14 protein-coding genes and 1 riboswitch are annotated in these 21,344 nt (G+C 49.8%); of the genes, 2 read left to right on the top strand and 12 right to left on the bottom strand.

The window, feature by feature from the left end; genetic code table 11:
• Positions 1-235: 235 nt before the first annotated feature.
• From CRG97_RS06995 to rlmD, 4 genes are all read right to left on the bottom strand, one after another.
• Positions 236-940: a DNA alkylation repair protein gene (locus tag CRG97_RS06995; protein ID WP_098742384.1), complete on the bottom strand. Its 705-nt coding sequence runs from the start codon at positions 938-940 to the stop codon at positions 236-238.
• A gap of 206 nt (positions 941-1,146) precedes the next feature.
• Positions 1,147-1,722 (bottom strand): 50S ribosomal protein L25, encoded by a 576-nt coding sequence (locus CRG97_RS06990; RefSeq protein ID WP_098742383.1) that lies wholly within the window; start codon positions 1,720-1,722, stop codon positions 1,147-1,149.
• Between the two features lie 271 nt (positions 1,723-1,993).
• The gene (locus CRG97_RS06985) at positions 1,994-2,569 is read right to left on the bottom strand and encodes a DUF4256 domain-containing protein (protein WP_098742382.1); all 576 of its coding nucleotides are present in this window, start codon (positions 2,567-2,569) and stop codon (positions 1,994-1,996) included.
• Between the two features lie 59 nt (positions 2,570-2,628).
• Positions 2,629-4,227, bottom strand: coding sequence for a 23S rRNA (uracil(1939)-C(5))-methyltransferase RlmD (rlmD, locus tag CRG97_RS06980; RefSeq protein ID WP_098742381.1), 1,599 nt, complete (start codon positions 4,225-4,227; stop codon positions 2,629-2,631).
• Positions 4,228-4,458: 231 nt separating this feature from the next.
• On the opposite strand from rlmD, the gene CRG97_RS06975 reads away from it, so the two are divergent.
• On the top strand, positions 4,459-5,232 hold the full coding sequence (locus CRG97_RS06975; protein ID WP_076322948.1) for a sporulation protein: 774 nt from the start codon (positions 4,459-4,461) through the stop codon (positions 5,230-5,232).
• Between the two features lie 69 nt (positions 5,233-5,301).
• Here the strand turns inward: CRG97_RS06975 and CRG97_RS06970 are convergent, their stop codons facing one another.
• From CRG97_RS06970 to CRG97_RS06935, 8 genes are all read right to left on the bottom strand, one after another.
• Complete coding sequence (locus CRG97_RS06970) at positions 5,302-5,976, bottom strand: GntR family transcriptional regulator (protein WP_098742380.1); 675 nt, start codon at positions 5,974-5,976, stop codon at positions 5,302-5,304.
• A gap of 57 nt (positions 5,977-6,033) precedes the next feature.
• Positions 6,034-6,834 (bottom strand): Nif3-like dinuclear metal center hexameric protein, encoded by an 801-nt coding sequence (locus CRG97_RS06965; RefSeq protein ID WP_098742379.1) that lies wholly within the window; start codon positions 6,832-6,834, stop codon positions 6,034-6,036.
• 106 nt (positions 6,835-6,940) lie between these two features.
• Positions 6,941-8,566: an ABC transporter substrate-binding protein gene (locus CRG97_RS06960; RefSeq protein ID WP_098742378.1), complete on the bottom strand. Its 1,626-nt coding sequence runs from the start codon at positions 8,564-8,566 to the stop codon at positions 6,941-6,943.
• A gap of 49 nt (positions 8,567-8,615) precedes the next feature.
• Entirely contained in the window at positions 8,616-9,488 is an 873-nt protein-coding gene (locus CRG97_RS06955; RefSeq protein ID WP_098742377.1) for a carbohydrate ABC transporter permease, read from the bottom strand.
• 15 nt (positions 9,489-9,503) lie between these two features.
• The gene (locus CRG97_RS06950) at positions 9,504-10,469 is read right to left on the bottom strand and encodes an ABC transporter permease (RefSeq protein ID WP_098742376.1); all 966 of its coding nucleotides are present in this window, start codon (positions 10,467-10,469) and stop codon (positions 9,504-9,506) included.
• Between the two features lie 479 nt (positions 10,470-10,948).
• Positions 10,949-11,926 (bottom strand): DMT family transporter, encoded by a 978-nt coding sequence (locus CRG97_RS06945; RefSeq protein ID WP_098742375.1) that lies wholly within the window; start codon positions 11,924-11,926, stop codon positions 10,949-10,951.
• 135 nt (positions 11,927-12,061) lie between these two features.
• Positions 12,062-12,228: riboswitch (FMN riboswitch) on the bottom strand.
• A 230-nt stretch (positions 12,229-12,458) separates the two neighbouring features.
• Entirely contained in the window at positions 12,459-12,827 is a 369-nt protein-coding gene (locus CRG97_RS06940; RefSeq protein WP_098742374.1) for a hypothetical protein, read from the bottom strand.
• A 169-nt stretch (positions 12,828-12,996) separates the two neighbouring features.
• Positions 12,997-18,111 carry a choice-of-anchor I family protein gene (locus tag CRG97_RS06935; protein ID WP_098742373.1) on the bottom strand — a complete coding sequence of 1,705 codons (5,115 nt, stop codon included), beginning with the start codon at positions 18,109-18,111 and terminating at the stop codon, positions 12,997-12,999.
• Between the two features lie 753 nt (positions 18,112-18,864).
• Between CRG97_RS06935 and CRG97_RS06925 the strand changes: the two genes are divergently transcribed.
• Positions 18,865-21,096: a helix-turn-helix domain-containing protein gene (locus tag CRG97_RS06925; protein ID WP_098742371.1), complete on the top strand. Its 2,232-nt coding sequence runs from the start codon at positions 18,865-18,867 to the stop codon at positions 21,094-21,096.
• The last annotated feature ends 248 nt before the right edge of the window (positions 21,097-21,344 follow it).

Below are 21,344 nucleotides of genomic sequence, written 5' to 3'. Positions count from 1 at the left end.
TTGAACAGCTCTACTACGAGAATGCAGCTTAACTTCTAAAGGTGTCCACTTTCTTGACAGAAGAGCATTTCACAGGTTAATAGGTTTCATAAACGAGATCAGCGTTCATTTCCAGCCGTTTATTAAACAACGCGAATATGTAAAGTTGTCCGGCCGAGTATCGCCTGCATCGCACCGCAATCGAAACATTCCGTCAGAATCCCGCTTGCCTCGCCAATTAAAACTAACGAATGGTTTAACATCTTACATACTTGCGTTTGAAACCAAGCTTCCCTCTCTCAACTTCTTTTCTAATATTTTCGGAAGCGTTCAGGAACTTGCTTTTATCGCCCCGCTTCATCTCTACCGGTCCTACGGCCTTTGCGGTCTCAACCGCCTTATCATGGAGCGGCAAATAAGATGCGGCTACAGTGTACATGAAGTTATTCATCGCGGATTTCGTTCGGTCCGGAGACTCGTGAATGGTCTTTTCCACCAGTTCGAGCATGGCCGAGATTTTACTTTTCGGGAACTCACGATCGGGTCTGCTTCCGAGCAGCCAGCAGTAACAGCTCCACCCCGCCGACATTCTAAGCTCTTCACCGCTTGCGATCCATTGATCAGCAACGTCTTGCGCGATATCCGCCTCTGCCAACGTTACGGCAACCACATAATCGGACAGCATATAAAAATAGGCCGCATCCATCCAACGATCATAATCCGCTGCCGTCATCGCTTTAGGGTCTGCAATGATGCCGGCAAAGTACATGGCGTCATAGTTTCCGGTGGCGTAAAGCTGCTCAGCCAAAGGCTGATTGATTTTGATTTTCTTGGCAATCGGCTTCATGGCGCCTGTTGCTACGCCAAAGAGCGGTTCACGCGCCCCATTGGACAGGTACATTTTCTTGAGCCGTTCCTTGCCGAGTGCTTCAAGCTCCGACATTACGGATTCCACATTCATGGTTCGACACTTCCTTCATTGGCTTAGTATGCAGCTGCCGGGTAAGCGGCAGGCCGCACTCCACATGACTTGAGTGTACAATAATAATGACGGCCAAGCCTAGTCTCTCTTGATGGAAAGTTCCGGATTCTGTTCAAGGTTTTAAGCAAAAAAAACGGCGATTACTTCCCGATGGAATATCGGGAAGCAATCGCCGGCAGCAGAAGTTACATAGCCTCCGGTTGTTCCGACTGGACTTTCGGTGTCACCACCGACACGAGCAGTTCGTTTGCCGAAGAGATCAGCACGACGCCGTCGGGCAGTTTAAGGTCCCCGACATGTAAAGAATGCCCAATCTCCAGTTCGCTGATTTCAACAGGAATGGTGGCAGGAATACGGTCCGGGAACGACTCAATCTCGATGAACGTGCTTTGTATTTGGACGACTCCTCCAAGTTTGGCTCCCTTGGCGGTACCGATGTAATCGAGATTCACTCTCGTGCGCACAACTTCATTTATATTAATACGTAAAAAGTCGACATGGATGTATTCACGAGTGATTGGATCACGCTGAACCGACTCCAGCAAAACCGGAAGCGGCTCCCGATCGTCAAAACGAAGCTCAAGGATTCCTCCTTTGCCGTTCCTTGCCCATTTGCCAAATTCTTTGGCGGACAGTTGAATCATCATATTCTCTTCCCCTGTGCCAAATACAATTGCCGGAATTCGCCCCGAAAGACGAAGCTGCTTAAGTCCGGTTTTGTTCATCGCGGCGCGCGTTTCTGCTCGTAAATTTACTCTCATCTCAACAACACTCCTCAAATTATCGTTATTTTGGGTGCACTCACCATCAATCATCCATAATGAACTACGGATTTCTCCCCCCGTAGCGGGGAAAGTAGGAGCACCATTGCATCACCTCCAGATAGACATTTAATGTAAAACGCTTTTATATATGCGAGAAGGCACCTCGTCCCATGGGAACGAAATGCCTAATTACTTGCTACCATATCATAGACAAGGGGGGTTGTCGACCGCGGTGGTATGGAATCCCCTATTAAAACCCCTTCAAAATTCAGACCCTTAGCGAGCCACGGAATCCCCTGGCAGCATAGTATGATTCCGCTCCATTGTGGTACACGAAGACAGTGTCGTAGCGGCGATCACAAAAAATGGCTCCGCCGAGTTTTCTAATACTGGCAGGTGTTACCACCCAGCTCGATGTTTTCAAATCGAAATTTCCAAGCTTTTGCAATTCCCGGTATTGTTCTTCCGATAGCAACTCTATGCCCATGGCGGTTGCCATTTCAACGGCACTATTCTTCGGTTTGTGTTCTTTTCTTGATTCCAGCGCTTCACGGTCGTAACAAATACTCCTGCGGCCTTTAGGACTTTCCGCTGAACAATCATAAAAAATGTATTCGCCCGTCTGGTTGTCATGACCTACAACATCCGGCTCTCCGCCGGTTATTTCCATCTCATGGAGCGACCATAGCTTTTCAGGATTTGCTACGAGCTTGGCTTGTACGTCAGCCCATTCCAGGCCTATATGGCGGTTCATGTTTTTCTCATAACGGGCTTTCAATGTATGGAGTAGCCCTTCACGTTGCTCTGTTGACAATTCCTTTGCCAATTTAGATTCCCCCCTCATACAATTATGTGCGATACCCACCACGCCGTATAACTTTGAGCAACACTGTCACATCTCATCTATTCTTTCCTCACCAACAACGTTACCGCCTCCACATGGCTTGTCTGCGGGAACATATCTACCGGCTGTGCCCATTCGATCTCATAACCGCCCTCCAGCAGAACCTTGCAATCTTTCGCCAGGGTTGAAGGATTGCAAGAAACGTACACAAACCGCTTCGGCTTGGTGCGGAGCACTGTCTCCAAGAAGCGCGGGTCCAGGCCGGTGCGCGGTGGGTCGGCAATGATGACGTCCGGCTTCATGCCCTCCTTGACCCAGCGCGGCAGCAGTTCCTCTGCCTGGCCGACGTGGAAGCTCGCGTTAGCACGTCCATTTCGCTGCGCATTGGCCTTGGCATCCTCGACGGCTTCAGGGATCGTCTCGATCCCCCGTACTTCTTGGGCATAAGGCGCAAGCCACAGCCCGATCGTGCCGGTTCCGCAGTAGGCGTCGATGACGGTTTCCTTCCCCGTCAATCCGGCTGCCCCCCGGACCGACTCATACAGCTTGACCGTCTGCTGCGGATTCAGCTGGAAGAACGCTCTCGGCGACAGCGAGAATTGCAGGTCGCTCAGCGATTCCTGCATGCTCTCGGCTCCCCACAGAGAGATCGTCCGGTCTCCGAAGATGAGCGAGGTTTTCTTCGGATTGATATTGAGTGAAATCCCGCTCACCTCCGGAATGGTAAGGCGCAGCAGACGAACGAGATCGTCCTGCCTTGGCAGCTTGCTTCCGGCCGTGACCAGTGTCACCTGAATCTCCCCGGATTGGAAGCCGTGGCGAACCACAATCGTCCGTACGCCGTCCTTGTTTCCATTCTCTTTGTGCAGCGGAATCCGCAATTCTTCGAGGACGGATTTGACCTTCTCCACCGCTTCATTCACCTTCGGGTGCTGAATCGGGCAGCCGCTAATGTCCACAATTGTATGGCTGTCCGCTTCATAGAGCCCTGCGATCACTTCATGGCCCTTCCGTTTCAGCTGTAGCTGCGCTTTATTCCGGTAATTCCATGGATGCTCCATTCCGAGAATCGGCTTAAACTTCACGTCGTCACGTCCTGCGTATCGGCTGAATGCTTCACGCACGATATCCGTCTTGGCCTGCAACTGTCCCTCATAAGAGATATGCTGAATTTGGCATCCGCCGCAAATACCAAACACCGGGCAAGGAGGCTCAATCCGGTGAGGCGAACGCTTCTCCACTTCTACCAGCTGTGCCTTAATAAATTTAGGCTGGACCTCTTTTACCTCGGCTTTGACGACTTCGTTCGTGATCGCTCCGTCAATAAACACTGCCTTGCGGCGGTAATAACCGACTCCTTCGCCGTTAATCCCAAGCCGTTTGATCGTAACGACTATAATGTCGCCGGCTTGCAGCTCATCCGCGTGCTCACGTCCGGATGAAGGCCTTGGCCCGCGTACTTCTTGCTTATATTTATCGGACGGTTTCGCCTTCGAATACGATGAAGCCGATAACGAATCCTTGTTCTTCCTATGTTCACGCTTAAAAGCCGACTTGGCCCCAGCTTGGTTCACTGCAGTCCGCTCACCCGGCTTCTTTCCGTATGCAGTTGATTTGTTGTTTTTGGTTCCTTGTCCGGAACGTCGTTGTTCGCTCATGCCTTGATTTCTCCATCCTTAATGGTATCGTGTCCAATATACCATGCTGAACCTGCGAATGCTAACGGGCCGTGTTCTTTTACCCGATTTCATCGATGTTCCTCTGCTTCCTTGGCGTCAATATCTTCACTGCATAAAACCGCAAAAAAATATTTTTGTAATTCGGAAACCAGAGGTGATATTCCAGCGTATAATTCCATTATCATACATTCTCATATGGAGGTATCTTTTATGTCGTTTTTTAACAAAATGCTAGCCAGTGTAGGAATTGGAGCAGCCCAGATCGATACGCATCTCGAAAAATCCTCCTATTATCCGGGTGAAGAAGTACGCGGCATCATTCACATTAAGGGAGGGAACGTAGAGCAGACGGTCGATCGCATTTACCTGAAAGTGATGACGGAATATACCAAGGAAAGCGACGACAAGAAATACATAGAATCCTATACCCTTGCCAAAATCAATGTCTCCAGCCGCCTCACATTGAAGCCTGGCGATCAACAGGAAATACCATTCTCTTTTCCCCTGCCGTTAGAAACACCGCTCACCATTTCACGGCAGCCAGTATGGATCCATACCGGACTTGATATCGATAATGCCATCGATCCGAAGGATCGTGATTTCATCGACGTTGAACCGAACGCGGACGCATCCGTTGTGTTTGACGCCGTGGAAGCCCTTGGCTTCAGCTTCAAAATAGCAACATGCGAATATCATCCTAGATTAGGCCGGGGTGTTCCATTTGTGCAAGAAATTGAATTTTATCCTGGCTCCTCCTATGCCGGCCATATCACAGAGCTTGAATTGATCCTCTATCCGGAGCAGGACGGGATTTCCATTCTGGTTGAAGTCGACCGCAGAGGCAGAGGCGTTTCAGGCTGGCTCCAGCGATCACTCGATATGGATGAACAGCATTCCTGGGTAACCCTGGATCAACAGGATCTGGATCAAGGTCCATCCCACGTGGCCCAAATGCTTGACCGTGTCATCCGCAGATCGATCTAATGAAAAATGGCCCGCAAGGCAGCTCACTTGATCCCAAGTGACTCTCCTGCGGGTCATTGTTTTTTAATGTTAAATAAAATAATGCGGATACTTCTCGCGTAAAATATCCTGCTCCACAACGACAAGACGCAGATGACGCTCCATCACGTTCATGGCCTGCTCCGCTTGTCTATGGACGATCAGCTGATATATTTCTTTATGCTGCGAGATGATATTCTCCCAGTTGGAGTCCTTGGACAGGCGAAGCAGCCGCAGACGGTTGAAATGAATATTCAATTGCTGCAGCATCTTCCAGGTCCGTTCTTTGCCCGTACCCTCAAACAGAATTTGATGGAACTCCTCGTCCAGCTCAAACAGCTTATAGAAATTATGGTTGCCTGCGCATACGTCCTGAAGCGCAATATTGGTTTCCAGACGGAAACGGAACTCTTCGGGGAAAAACTCACAGGCGAGCGCCACGATTTCCTTCTCGATCTTCTCCCTGATAAACCGGCCTTCCTCAACATGCCTGAGATTAATACGGGATACGATTGTCCCGCTTTGCGGAATGATGTCGAGCAGTTCCTCCTCGGCAAGCTTCATGAACGCTTCCCGGACTGGAGTGCGGCTGACGTTCAATTCATCCGCAATTTCCTTTTCCGAGATTTTCGTACCCGGCTCCAGCTCCAGATGGAATATCCGGTCCTTCAGTAGTTGATATGAATATTCCCTGGTAGAGCCTTTAATCTTTTGCTCTGTTGACATATATCGTTACCTCTTTCTCCTATGCTCAATGTTCTTTTTGCTTACGTTATCCTCTCTCTATATTACCTGAATCAAGGGCACGGACGGTATATCATGTACGGGAATCTTCGGAAAAAGCTCTCGCAGCCGCTCGGCCACGCAGGCCATGCCGGGCTCCTCGCTGGCGGCATGACCGAGCAGGAGCATGGACGGGTTCCGGCCTTGGGCCGCTGCATCGCCGATATATTCGGGCGTCTCCCATTCCGGGCCTTCGCCGGCGATAAGAAGATCCAGCCGCTCATTCACGCAGAAGGGAATGGTGTGCGATCCTCCGCCCCGGTAGCCGACGACAATGCCGATTCTCGAGCATGCTCGGCTTCGATTCCCGACATAACGAAGATACGGAAGATTCAGCTTTCTTTTTATATCTTCCACAATATCCTGAACCGTCATTTCTCCGGGCAGTGTGACTACGGCCGCTGTCGGAAGGTACTTATCGATATAGGGTTCCCAGTCCAGCGCCTGAACTAATCCCTGCGTAATCATGTCGGGAACGTACCTGTGAGGCGCATCATGAAACCGGTAAATCGTTAGATTGCCGGATTGGATCAGGTCTATTTTATCCTGGTAGACAGGACTTGCCTGCACCCCTTCCACTCCATCCGCATGGTGGCTGTAAAATACCCCCTCATGGGTAATCACAAGGTTTGCTCCCGCTTGTATGGCTCTCTGCAAAACCGAATGCGAGGCGGCGAACGTGACGGCAATGCCGTGAACGACGGCATCCGCGCTTCCAGCTACAATCCTGTCCACCGTGGATTCAAGGTTTCCCGCCGGTTCTGTTAATCGGTTGATTACGTCTTGAACGGTCACACTCAAATTAGAACAACCTCCTTGTCGTTAACCTTGCAGGATCATCGCGACCGTCCGAACCTCCAAACAGGCTGCCTTTCCATAAAGAAACGGCAGTCTGTTGATCCGTTGGTTATTGTTGCTCTTTATAATTTTTATAAGTTTTATTCGCAATCTCCAGGTATTGTCCCACGCCCTGGCTATCTAGCTCCTTCACGAACTTGTCGTACTCGGCGAGATCGCGGTCGCCCAGAATGAACTTCAGCGTGTTCTGATCCGTGTAGTCCTTCAGCGGCGTACTCAAAAGCGTCACTCGCTCACGTTCTTCGACCGAGTACGGAATCGGCGGCTCCGGCTTCACGACGGTTTTCGTTTCACTCATGCTCTTCTGGAACTGCTGCTCTTCCTTGCTGAACATGGATTGAAGCAGTTCGGTCGTACCGCCGTATGCAAACACCCCGCCCGAGAAGCCATGCTCGATCCGCAGATCCTTCGTGCCCTTCGGATTCAGTCCGTTGTAGTTAATGTCGTCCATTAGCTTGCGTACACCGCCTTCCTTGGTATACGTCACGCCTTCGACGCCCCACTTCGTAAATTCCTGTCCCTCATCGCTGTAATAGAGCCAGTCGATAAACTGCAGGATGGCTTTAAAGTGCTCGCTCTCTTTCACCTTGGAAGAGATCATCACTCCGTTCTCAAGTCGGCTGCCGGACATCAGCTGGCCTGCCGGGCCGCCGGGAACCGTGATTTTGCCGATTGCATACTTGCCTTCGCCCAGCGTTTTGTCCATATCATTGCGGTGCTGGACCACGGTCTGGGAGTTGCCGTTAATGATGAAGGATTTGCCGGTCACGAACTTTTGCACAGCCTGATCGTCATCCTGGGTAAAGCTCTCTTTGTCCAGCAGTCCTTCATCCACCAGCTTGTGGAAGTAGGCCAGCATGTCCTTATATTCATCCGTTACTGCCGTATACACAAATTCATCCGTGTCTTCCTCATACGTAAGTCCGCTGCCGTAGCCCCATCCGCCTTTGGTGCCAAAGCCCGTAGCCGCGATGTTCAGCGTACTATTGAATTTGAAGCGGTCGGAGAACGGCGTAACGTCCGGGTACTCCTGCTTCAGCTGCTTCATGGCCGTATACAGCTCATCCCAGGTGGTCGGAATCGCGATGTTATGCTTTTCGAAAATATCCGTACGCACGATCAGCGTATAGTCCGGCCACACCGCCTCATGCAAGCCCGGAAGCACATAATATTTCTTGTCCTCTTGGCGAAGTCCCTCCAGTTCGCTCTCCATGTCCCATTTTTCGATCTTGTCCTTGAAATTCGGCATCAGATCAATATAATCGCTAATCGGCAGAATCGCACCGGAAGCCACAAACGCGGATTCCTCCCCGGGGTAAGTCTTTGGAATGACCAGCGGAGCGTCACCGGAGCTAATCAGCAGACTGCGCTTTTGACTGTAATCGCTCATCGGTACGATCGTCGGTTTCAAGGTCACGTTTGTCATTTCTTTTAGTTTACCAAAAAGCATCCAGTCCTGCTTGTAAGGATAAGCCGGCTGGTCGCTGTAAAGGATGGAAAGATCGAAGGGCTCCGTCGCCTTGAACGTATCGCCTACCGCGTAAGTTTCCATGGCGCCCTTATCTTGATTCTCGGCCTCTTTGCCGCCTGTTTTATCGGTACACGCCGCCAATACCGCAACAATCAACGTTATCAATAAAGCTTTGCCAGCAAACGAACGAGGACTTTTTTTCATTTTCCTATTCCCCCCAAAGTATCAATAATGGCCAATCCGATGGATGATCCTATTGCTTTACGGACCCAAGCATGATGCCGGTTACGAAATATCGCTGCACGAACGGGTAAATCGTCAATATCGGCAAAATGGTCAGCACCATGGTCACCGATTTGATATTGGCAGATATCTGCGTCAAGTTATCGGCAGAAGTGGCGCCTGCGGAAGTCACGCCTGTCGCGCCCGCTATCATGTTCCGCAAATAAATCGTGACCGGGAAGAGTCCCTTCTGATCCAGGTACAGAAAGGCCGGAAACCAGGAGTTCCAGTGCCCGACTGCATAGAAGAGGACCATGGTCGCGATCACCGCTTTGCTTAAGGGCAGCACGATCCGAAGCAGCATGCCATAGGTGTTCAGGCCGTCAATGGCCGCGGCTTCCTCCAGCTCTTCCGGCATATTTTCAAAAAAGGATTTCATGATGAGCATGTTGTAGATGCTGATGGCTCCCGGGATTACAATGGCCCAGATCGAGTTGCTGAAGCCGAGGCTGTTAATGAGCACATAGTTCGGGATCAGCCCTCCATTGAAGAACATCGTGAACACGGCAAACATTGTCAGAAACTTGCGGCCTACTAACCTTTTCTTGGATAAGGCGTAAGCAAAGATCGTTGTTAAGAACATGGATATCGCAGTGCCAACCACGCTGTATACGACGGTGTTTTTGTAATTCGTCCAGAACATGGCGTCTTTGGTCACGGTTTTGTAGGTATCGATATTGAAGCCCCTGGGAATTAAGTTCACCTTCCCTGAGTTGATGTACGACTCGCTGCTGAAGGATTGAGCAACCACGTTCAGGAAGGGGTACAGCGTGATGAAGACAACGAACAGCAGAATAATGGCATTGCACACTTTGAATGCCTTATAGGATCTTGATTCCTTCATATAGGTGCTCCCTCCTTACCATAAGCTTCGATCCGTCAGTCTTCGCGAGATCGCATTCACGGAGAAGACCAATATAAGTCCGATCACGGACTCGAACAATCCGATGGCTGTAGCATAACTGAAGTTGTTTGATACGAGACCGACCCGGTACAAGTAAGTCGAGATGACGTCGGCCGTCTCATAGATGACCGGATTGTACAGCAGCAATATTTTCTCGAACCCTACCGCCAGGAACGCTCCCATATTCAGGATCAGCAGCGTCACAATTGTCGGGAGGATACCCGGAATCGTGACAAACAGCGTTTGCTTCCAGCGGTTGGCCCCGTCGATCCTCGCCGCCTCGTACAGCGATTCATCAATCGTCGTTAATGCGGCCAGATACAGAATCGCGCCCCAGCCCATGCCCTGCCATATTTCCGAAGAGATATAGATCGTCCGGAACCACTCGGCGCGCTGCATGAAATTGATTCGTTCTCCATTAAAGAACTCAACAAGCGAGTTAACAGAGCCATTAACCGACGTCAATTGCAGGATCATCCCGGCAACGATGACGATGGACAAAAAGTGCGGGAGATAAGAAGCCGTCTGGACGAATTTCTTGAATCGCTTGCTCTTCACCTCATTCAGCAGCAGTGCAAAGATGATGGGAACCGGGAACGTAAAGAGCAGGGACAACGCACCAAGAAGCAGGGTGTTCTTGAACACGTTCCAGAACGCAGGGTCATGGACAAACATCTTGAAATAATGCAGTCCCACCCATTTCTCCCCATAGATGCTGCCTCCGGGCATAAACCGCCTGAAAGCGATCACGTTGCCAATCATCGGTCCGTATTTAAAAATGAGCAGGTACATAACCGGCAAAATCAACAGGGAATACAGCTGCCAATCCTTCCGGACCAGGGCAGCGACGGTTTTAAGTTTGGGTGTTTTCTTTGCTGTTTTCACTGCTGGCAAAGAATGATTTACAACTTTTGGCTCCATCGACGTTATTCACTCCATTCCGTATGGCCTCTTCTCATACCTCTTCATTCATGGAATACGGCCGTATTTCATTATCCATCTCCATTCAACACTCGTTATGAAATCGCTTTCATTTATTGTGGCTATAAACAGGCTGCTACTGTACGACAGAATAATGGGTAATATCCGGCCTCTATTGATCCCCCCTCCAATGTTAAACGCTTACAATTATGTTCAAAAAATAGACTCCCGTATCTTGAACGTTTGACTGACAAAGTGAACCAGCTGCTTCTCCCACCTATGTAGAGAGTCACTTTCACCATACTAGTATAACTAGTATGGTAGTTGGTTTCATTTTAATGGACGTTTTCTACAATTTCAATACATTTTTTTGCTATGGATAAAATATTCAGGTATTCTCCATGCATGAAGGGCTGTAGGCAAGACAAAAAAAGCCGATCCCATTCGGATCGGCCTTTCTGCAAGCACTAATGAAATTATTATAATTGTTGAGAAGCCTCGGATTGCTGTCTGGATATGATAAACAGCACGAGCCAGATCAGCAGGAATCCCAGAAGCTGAGGACCTGTCACGATCTGTTGGAATACGATCCAGTTGATGAGCACGCCCACCATAGGAAAACTCAATTCCGCAAGTGTTGCCACAGAGGCTTTGGTCGTGGTTAATCCTTTATAATAAACCAGCAGGCTCAGGAGACCCGGCAGCAATGCCTGGCCGATCAGGTTCAGCGATACCAGAGCAAATGCTCCGGTATTCCATGCCGGCATATTCCATGCCGCCCCCTCACTCCACGTAATGACGGTCAGGAGCGGCAATGCAAGCACAAAACGCAGCGAGGTTACCGTCTCGTATTTCAGTTTGCCTACCATCAGGCGTCCCATCACGGTTGAACCGCCCCACAGCGCTGCTGCCCCTAAGGACAAGAGGCTGCCAACTTGAATAAACTCATTCCAGTGGCCAATAGGCAGGGTTAAACCGAAGGTCAATAAATATGTGCCCGCCAAAGCGATGATAAGCAGAATCCCGAAATGACGCGGAAGCTTCTCTTTCAGAAGCAAGCTAGCTAGAATGATGGCAAACAGCGGCTGCAGCTTCTGAAGCAGCAGGACGGCATTCAGATTGCCGCTCGACAGCCCCATCGTAAACAATACGGTTGCCAATGCCGAACCGCCCCAGGATATAAACAGCAGCGCGCCGACATGATTCCAGCCAAGGCTTTTTAATTCCTCGCGGTTCTTCCACAATACAGGGATTGCGATCAGCGAAATAATGATGTGTTCAAGCAAAACGATCTGAGCTGAAGTCAGATTCTTGAGCAGAATGACCCGAAATAACGGATCTACGCCCCATAGGGCGGCTCCCAAAACGACGAGCCAGAACCCTCCCTTAAAGCGTCGACTTGCCTGTGCGTCGGAATCATAGGGTTTCACCTTGACTCCAGTATTCATATTACTCATCTTGCCCTCTCCTGTCTTGAATACGGAGGTCTTACTAGCAGAAAGCCCCCGTTGTCGACAGGTGTCGACTTATACGGGGGCTGATCAAATAAGCCTGCGTCGAATGGAAAATTTCCCATCTACGGCAAACTCATCTTTGATCTTCTCCCATCCGGACTTTACCGTCGGCCTTGGAATTGCACCAAGTCAGTCGCTGCATTCATGTTCGTGCCAGAACGCAGCGAGTCGCGGGCTGAGTTTCGTTCACGCCGGAACGAACCATCACCGCCGGTTAGGAATTTCACCTTACCCCGAAGATCCATATTCATGTTTTATTTTTGTCATGCATCCATACTAATTAACCGATAATCCCTATAAGCTTAGTTGATGAATTGAATTATAACATGAATCCTTTCATGTAAATACATCTATTTTCAAAATAAATGAAATTAGACTTAAATACAATGAAAAATCTCACGTTCAACCAAGACTTACTGAGAATTATACAGCAAGTATCGATTTGTTACCAGTATGATTTTTTGCCATTTTCCTTTTATGTTATATCGAATACCTTGAAGATGGACCGGGTACCGACTGCCCCAGCCTGAAGGCATAACAGATCGAGAGCTTCCTTGGTATTGAGGCTCATTCCGCCTGCTCGAGGCAGCGACATCGATAGATCTGTTGAACTGGCGGCGGTTTCACTCTCGAACTGCTTCGTCTCGCTTAATAGCATTTTGCTCCCATCCGGCCGAACCATATACTGACGCAAATAACCGCCTTCTCTAACGGTTACCATCTTTCCCTTGCCCTCTTCTTCCTTTTTGTTCTTCTGGAGCAGCTGTTCAAACCCTTCTTGGGCTGGTTCGGCTTTCTTCGATTTCACAGGACTCCAGTATGTATATGCTAACTCAACGCGCATGAACTCACATCCTTATCCAATTGTTATTTTAACCCTTACTTCAATTATCGGATGCCTGGACACTTCTCTTTAATCGCTCACAAATGACTTAGATATAAAAAAACCGCCCGAAAGGTTTCAGATCAACCTTAAGGACGGTCTTATAATTTCTAATGTATTCCCGCTTCGCTTAGTTCATGAACTTCAATGCTGCCAAAGTCCGCTTCAGAACAAGTGCTGCTTGTGCACGGGTAACCGAATCGAGTGCTCCGAAATTACCCTGATTATCACCCTGCACGATGCCTTGCTTAGTAAGACTGGCTACATGGGCAGCCGCCCAGACAGGGATGGATGCCTGATCTTTGAATTCATTACCAGCATTCGCACCCTGGTTTGGCAGGCTTGTCGGACTTACCGCTTCCATAGCCCGGGTAATCATCACAGCCATTTCTGCCCGGGTCATGCCGGCATTTGGTGAGAAAACACCATCTGTGCCGCCTTCGATCAAGCCGTAACGCAACGCTGCGCCGATCTCGCCAGCATACGCGGAGGCATCCTGGACATCCTTGAATGCTCCGCTCTCGATAACTGGACTAAGTCCCATCGCACGGACCAGCATAGCCGTAAACTCTGCTCGCGTGATTACCTTGCCCGGTGTGTACGAGTTAGCGTTAACTCCGTTCACGAGAAGCTTGGAAGCCATAGATTCGATTTCCGCTTTCGCCCAGTGTCCGTTTAGATCCGCAAAGGTTTTCTTGTACTGCAGCAGTGCATAAATGCCGTTTCCGGCATGCTTCACTTCGATGGCCGGTTTACCGTTCCATGTCGTCGCTGCAGCCGGTACAAATCGGAAGGTTCCTGCATCGGCGTCATAGATTACAGCAGTGACCGAATTCGGAGCTGTTCCTGCCGGCAGCGGCAGGATGCGACTGACCACACGCTTCCCGAAATCCTTTACTTCTTGCTCTGCGCCCGGCACGCCAACCGCTACGCCAAACTGAAGTACTCCATTCGCAGCCATCGCGGCGCCCATGGAAGCTGCCTTGCTTGTCATAGCATCCACCACGCTGCTACCAACCGGGGTCATGGATATTTTCACTTGGATGCTGCCGGAGCCTTGTACAGACTTCAAAGCCTCATCCAAATGCAGAGCCGTTACCGGAAGACGGAACGCTCCAAGTGCAGTCTCCAGCACCAGGGTCGTATTCGAATTCCGTTCCATCGCCTGCTTCAGACCTGCTGCCGAAAGGGATAGCTCAGCGGCACGGTTCAACTCAGGGGCCCGAATAATGAGTTCCTGCTGCCCGTTCGCAGACAATCCGGCAACTGCCTTCTTCCACGCCTCTTCCTTCACCGTAATGTGGTCCACTGCTCCACCTGCAGCGCTTATATTCAGATCCTTACCTGTCATTACGTTGGGCAATGATGTATTTCCACCCGTGGAAGGAGGGTTAGGCTGCGTTGTCGGCGGTGTTACAGAACCGCCTCCCGAACCGCCTGATCCTGAACCTGATCCCGGAGAGGAGCCGTCGCCAGGATTCACCGGTTTCTTCTGCTCCGTAATTCGCCCCTCGACCTTCGGCGAAACCTTTCCGCCAAGCTTGGTCACGTATTCCATGAAGATTTCATAATCCGGGTAACCCAGATCCTCGTTATATTTCCCTTCGGCAATCGCTTCGGCAAAGGATTTATATCCGTCCCCGCCTTTGGCCACAAAACTGTTCGTTGCCATCCTGTACGTTTCGGTCAATACCATGGGTTTATAGCTTCCGCCCTTCATAATCTGTATATCGTACACTTTATTCCCTGCCGGAGCGCTAGGATCCCATTTGAATTTCATCCCGGCGATTTGCGGGAATTTCCCCGGCAGATCGGCCAATTTCGCACCGCTAATTCCGTTTTCCAATCCGTCCTTCAGCTGCTGTCCTGTGACGTCCAAGACAAACAGCGTGTTTCCGAAAGGCATCACCGTGCGCAGCTCGCCCATCGTGATTTCACCTTCATCAATAGCGGCGCGAATACCCCCTCCATTGGTGAGGGCAATATCGGCGTTCTTAAGCTCCTTGGCTTTTGCCAGCATGCCATCCGCAATTAGATTGCCGAGATTCGTTTCCTTGGAGCGGACATTCTCGCGCTTACCGTCCAGCAGAACATCTGCTATACCGACTACCTGCTTCATGAGCTCTTCTAATTCGGCATTATAAGGGGCCAGCATATCCTTGGCCTGCTTGTCTTCTACCACACTGCTATCCACCGGAATCAGCTTGCCGTCGAGCTCGCCTTCTCCGACGAGGACCTTGCCTTCCTTGTCAAATTGCAAGTCGACCCGGCCGAGGTATTTCCCCCATTCATTCGCTTGCACGATGACGGTTGGTGTACCGTGTTCATTGTCCGTCACCACTTCCGGTGCATTGAGCGTCGTATGGGTATGGCCTCCAACAATGAGGTCGATGCCTTCAACCGCTTCGGCAAGCGCCTGATCTTTGGCGTAGCCCAGATGCGACAGACCGATGATGATGTTAAGTCCTTCCTGCTCCATTGCCTCCACCGTTGCACGAGCTGAGGTTACCGCCTCGTTGAATACCACATTTTTACCCGGGCTGGACGTCTCAGCTGTATCTTCAGTGGTTAAGCCGAATACCCCGACCTTCTGGCCGTCAACTAGCAATGTCACGTATGGATATACCCCGCTATTTGCCGTCGTCTTAGGCTGATCGGTATCGATCACGGCCGGCTTACGGATCAGGTGCGAAATGTTAGCATCCTGACTAAGATCCACATTTGCGCTGACGAGCGGGAATTGTGCCTTGCTTACGAAATCTGCTAGCGTTTTGGTGCCTTGATCGAATTCATGGTTACCGAATGCCATCGCGTCATAACCCATATAGTTCATGAAGGCCAGATCGGCCAATCCAAACCATTTGGTAAAATACAGATCGCCGGAAAATACATCCCCTGCATCCAGCAGCAGGCTGTTTCCGCCCTCGCTGCGGACCTGCTTAACCAGTGCAGCCCTTCTGGCCACTTCGGACAGATGCGCATGCGTATCGTTCGTATGCATAACCGTTAATTTCCATGGCTCTCCTTCCGGCGAACCATCCGTTACCTTAACCGGTACTTCCGCTGATCCATAGCCGTCCTTGCTCAGAACGGTGATCACGGCTTCACCTACGGATACCGGTGCAACCAGACCGTTCGGATCTACGGTAACTACCGTTTCATCAGAGGAACTCCAGGCCAGCTCGCTGGATCCGCCCCGAGCGGGATCAACGCTCGCTTGCAATTGTACCGGGGAACCGCCCGGATTCAGCGTGAGCGAAGAGTGATCCAACGTAATTTTGGTCACCTGAAGCTCCAGCAGTGCCACCGTTCCGCTGACCTCATTCGCAACCAGCAGCAGCGGGCGTCCTGTCTTGCTGTCTGCGGCCGGAATAAAGTCCAGTCCCTCCGGGCCGGAATCCGACGCAATTCCGCCGTTAAAATCCCGTGTATTGATGTAGTTCAGAAACGCCGGATCGGATGGGTTCGTTACATCATACGTCATCACCCCGCCAATGCGCTCCAAGCCGACAAACGCCAGCCTCTTCTGTCCTACCTTACCCACCGTTACATATTCGGGCTCTGGTCCTTTCTTGGAGCTGCGGCTGTCCAGATCGGTTTTATCATTGCTGGCATTGAAATGATTCGGTAAACGCTCGGCCGTAATCTTCTCAAAATCACTGCCGCTGTCATACACCTGGGACATATCGGCTGCATTCCATATGGAGAATGAACGACCTCCGTACAGGTACAGGCCCTCATTGCCCATATCGCTGGCAACTTCAACCTTGTCATAGGTGGTTCCCTTGTCAGTCAGAAATTGAGCTGCCGGAGACAACGGATCCAGATTCGGTTTCATTTTGCCAATGTTACTTTCATTGCTTCGCTCATCCCAGCCTGTTGCGTCCCCTTCATTCGCGGACAGAATGTACTGCTGTCCGTTCACGCTGTAGGTCGCGATTCCGTCAGGCATATACATTCCGTAAAAAGGAACGTTCTCAAACTTGATTTGTCCATCCTTCAGGAGGTCCAACTGATTCTCTGGTTGATTGAAGTCCTTATACCCGAGTCCCTTAACCGATTGAATACGCTTCGCGGCGATATCGACCACGGCGATCGCATTATTCTCCTGCAAGGCGACGTATGCCGTCAGCTCATCCTCGGACAACGAGATGTACTCGGGCTCAAGATCATGAACAGCATCGTCCTTGTTTCCGGTGCTGCGAATTTGCCCGTCCGCTTCCACAGGTCCGCGAATATGTACCTGATCGTCAATGATCGACGGGTCATCAAACTTCAGATAACTTACTTCGCCCGATAGGGTATCGATAATCGTAATGCTTCCTTCCGGATCAGGAGCAGTCTCTGTACGAGGCTCGCCTTCATCCGCTGTCAGGATATAACGGCCATCGGAAGTATACTTGACCATGTCCGGCTGGATGCCGGTTTCATAAGATCCGATCAAACCTCCGTCATAGTCGAGTACCAGAACCTTGCCGGCTTTTGCATGATCCTGCTCCTGAACAGCGACCACCACCTGCTTCGTCTTGGTGTTGATATCCACGCTGGTCAGGTCCCCATACAGAAAACCGCCCGTGCTTGCCAAGTCTTCCACATTGATCTGCTTGTCCTTCAGCAAGCTGCCGTCAGCGCCAAGCGACACGATTTCGAGACTAGCCGGCTGAGTTGAACCATTGACCAGATAGAGCTTCCCGTTATCCTTGTTGTATTTTACAATTTCCGCAACGCCGCCATCCTTATTGGAGGTCCCCACAGAATAATGCCCGATCATCTTCATGGCTAGCTTGTCAGCCACCGGATCAGGTCGTTTCCCCAATACTTGCAATTTCACAGTCGATTGAGCCTTAGCAGGTACGGCTGCACTATCTTGTACCGTTACCTCAACCGTATATTCGCCCTCTTGTCCAGCAGCAGGCGTACCCGTAATAGATCCTGTATCGGACATAATGTCCAAGCCTGCCGGTAAACCCGTCGCCGAGAACGTATACGGTGCTTGTCCGCCATACACATCAACGGTTACCGTATATGCTTCTTCTGCATGTGCATCCGGAAAAATTTTATCAGTAATGCCGAAATCAACGGCAGCGACAGCTGCATCTTGTGATGCTGTCTCCATGCTGACCGTCTGGAGTATCTCCTGTCCCTCTTCAGCCATCACGGTGCCTGCCGAAAATAAAGAGGTCATCGTGATTTCCGCCGCCATCAAGAGCGAGACTACTTTCATGCTTTTATGCTTCAACTCCATATCCCCTCTTCTATCCTTATTTAATTTCAAGTGTAAGGAAGAAGTGTTAACGCATCCTCAATAAAGGTCACGGTTTGTGTAAAATGGACGCTACACAGCAAAAAAAGCCGCGACAGCCATGCCGGGCTTCTGTAAGCGGCAGCTGTGTCCGAGCTACCTGCCGCCTTGAAATTACCTTCATATATGCTTTGTGATACTCCACTTATCAGAAGAATTACCCGCTTTCTCATCGCCTTTAACCAATGATGCCAAAATGCCTCATCGTGGCTATGGTTATCAATATACACCAACGTATGAACAAGATGGCCCACATGAGCAGAAAGCCCTGAATCAACCGCTCAACCATCCATTCAACCTTTTTATTCGAGCTATACCTTCGCCTCTGCTTAAACAACCATACAGCAAACCCCTTTGGGATATTTCTGAATGTCGTCTTCGGCTCCATCTGCTGCGTCTTCCTCCATTTCTTTCAATTTGTACGTAGGATATACAACGCAAGTGTTCCGGCAAGTCATTGAACACATTTCTTGAATTTTATCATGTTCATTGGTAAAATTCACCATCTCAAATGTTTCTTTGTCACATTTCCGACAATATTGTAGTCAAATCGACATGATGTCTGATAAACTAACATAAAGAATTGCTATTTGTAACAAACACTTCACAAGAATAACAGCCGAAGATCTATTCATGACTATTCGAGGCCATAACGTGTGGATATCGTTTATGTTTGCCTAGGAAAGAGGAACCAACATGAATCGTAACTGGTTTACGCGGATGCTCATGCTGTATATCCCTGTCTTTCTGATCGTCCCCGCCTTTTTATTTTTTGTCTTTTCCCAATCATTGAGCGAGAGCAACCGAAAGGATGCCGAGCGCTCCAATGCTTTCGTAACCCAACAAGCGATGCTGATGATTGATACGTCGTTGTCTTCGCTGGATCAGAAAATTTCGCTCGAGATGCTGCGTAATCGAAAGGTCATATCCTTTTTCTCCAGAAGCACGGAAAAGGATCTCCCCCTTCAGGTGGACGTGATGAATCTTTTGCGCGATTTAAAAATGACCAACCCCCTGATTCATTCCATCTATATGGTTCAAGCGGATCATAATCAAGTCCTCAATGAAAGCACGAGCTATCCCTTGGATCAATATGCCGATAACGCCTTCATTCGCTCCAAGCTGGAAACACCCAACAGCCATTGGTCGGATATCAGATCATACAAGGAGCTGCCCTCCGACAAAGGGGTGCCGGTCGTTTCATTGACGCGCAGCGTTTCCATCTTCTCGAAGCATCATGGGCTAATCGTCGTTAATGTAAGCGCTGACGCCTTGCAGGGAATGCTTCTTCAAATGCACGATCCGTCATCCCGCATACTAAGCCTGTATGATACCCAAGGGAACAGCTTATTTGATATGGCAAAATCGAAGACTTCTGTAAGCAAGCCTGTAACCAACAACGGCGCCCTTCAGTCAGAAGCGAATTCCGAGTATACGGGCTGGCGCATCGTTAGCAGCGTTCAAGGGGCGGATACCTTCAATTTCATCATTAGCTTATCAAATATATGGTTTATTGCCGGTTTGCTTCTATGTGCCGTTTCGGTTGCCTGGATCGTCTACGTGACGCTGCAAAATTACAGACCCATTCAGCGCCTGGTCAACCAGCTGCAGCAGCTATCCTCCAAGGATGACGTCCCGGAGGAAATCCATAAAAACGAATTTACGTTCATCAATTCCAAATTGCAAAATATGATTGATCAGAATAAAAGGTTCCAGTTTCAGTTCGAGGAGGACTTGAAGGCTCAGCAAAATTTTTTCATGTACGAGCTGCTAGAAGGGACGCGCTCTTTCGATCTGAAGGAATGGGAGAAGGAAGCAGCCAAGCACGGCCTGCCTGTGCTGTTTGGCAAGCCATTGGTTTTTGTCCTGGAAATTGATCATCGTTCAGAGTGGAGCGCCAACTACGGTCAGAAGCAGCATGGCTCCCAGCAAAAAGCCATTGAAACGATCATCCTGAAAGCGGCGTCGGATCACGCCTGCGAGGTAAAGCTTCTGTGGGTGTCCTTGCACCAGCTTGCTTGCATTTTGGTTATATCGCCACAAGCGGAGAAACAGGGATTCGAGGCACTCTCCTTCACCGAAGAATGCCAGTGCCGATTTGCCGATGCCTTATCGTTCACCGTATCCGTCGGCATCGGGGAGCCGGTTGAGCATCCGGATAATCTGCATGATTCCTATCACGAGGCATTGGATGCGCTGCAAACGAAGCCCGTAAACCGAAGTGCCATGATCATTCCCTATTCGTCCGATGCCTTGTCGAAGGATCACAGCTTTCATTATTTTCAACAGGTCGACCGGATCGTTGACGCCTTCCAACTGCAAGAAGTCAAGTGGAAGACACAGATGCAGGCGCTCTTTCAGAATATGCTGAAAGAAGGCATATCCCGACGGGGCGCAAGCAGCGTACTGCATTACCTGACGTACCATTTGAACAAGACGGCTTCCAGTATGAATGACGAATACTACCTGCTCTGGAAAACGGAAACGATGCCGGCACTCGACCGGGTTCAGAAAGAAATCGACCTGCCGGAAGATTGGACGCAGATGGTGCTCCAGCTTCTGGAGCAATTTGCCCAACGGCTGGATAAGCAGCGGAATCTGCGAAGCCAGGGAAACCTCGTACAAGAGGTTAAGGCTTATATTGAAAAGCATTATACGAAAGCGGAACTATCCCTTGACTACTTGCAAGACAAATTCGGGATCAGCGGCAAATATCTGAGCAGATTATTCAAGGAAGAGTATGGCTTGAAATTTGTGGACTTTTTGATCGATTTGCGAATTCAGGAAGCGAAACGACTCCTTACGGAAAGCGCATTGTCTGTACAAGAAATTACGGAACGGGTCGGTTACAGCAGCCCGATATCATTTGCCAGGACTTTCAAAAAAATTACCGGCGTACCCCCAATGGATTATCGTAAAGGCAAATAAAACGGCGCAGGCCCCGATCTCAAACGAAGGCCGAGGAGGACATAAAAGTCTCCCTCGGCCTTCTCCCGTCTATGCCTTGGTTGCTCCTACCCGCGCAGTGATGCCCTTCACCGCAAAGTAGAAAATAGTTTCTCGTAGAGAAAAGTTTTTTGTGCTTAATATTACATACAATTTCCAGTGTTATTTAAATTGCCATCGCGGTAACGTTTACACTAACACTGTATTCACCTTTCGGTTTGTTTTACGAA

It is taken from the genome of Paenibacillus sp. EZ-K15 (assembly GCF_002573715.1).
GTDB lineage: Bacteria > Bacillota > Bacilli > Paenibacillales > Paenibacillaceae > Paenibacillus_AQ.
Note: the sequence above shows the minus strand (reverse complement) of the source record. Positions and strands in the feature narration are given on the sequence as shown.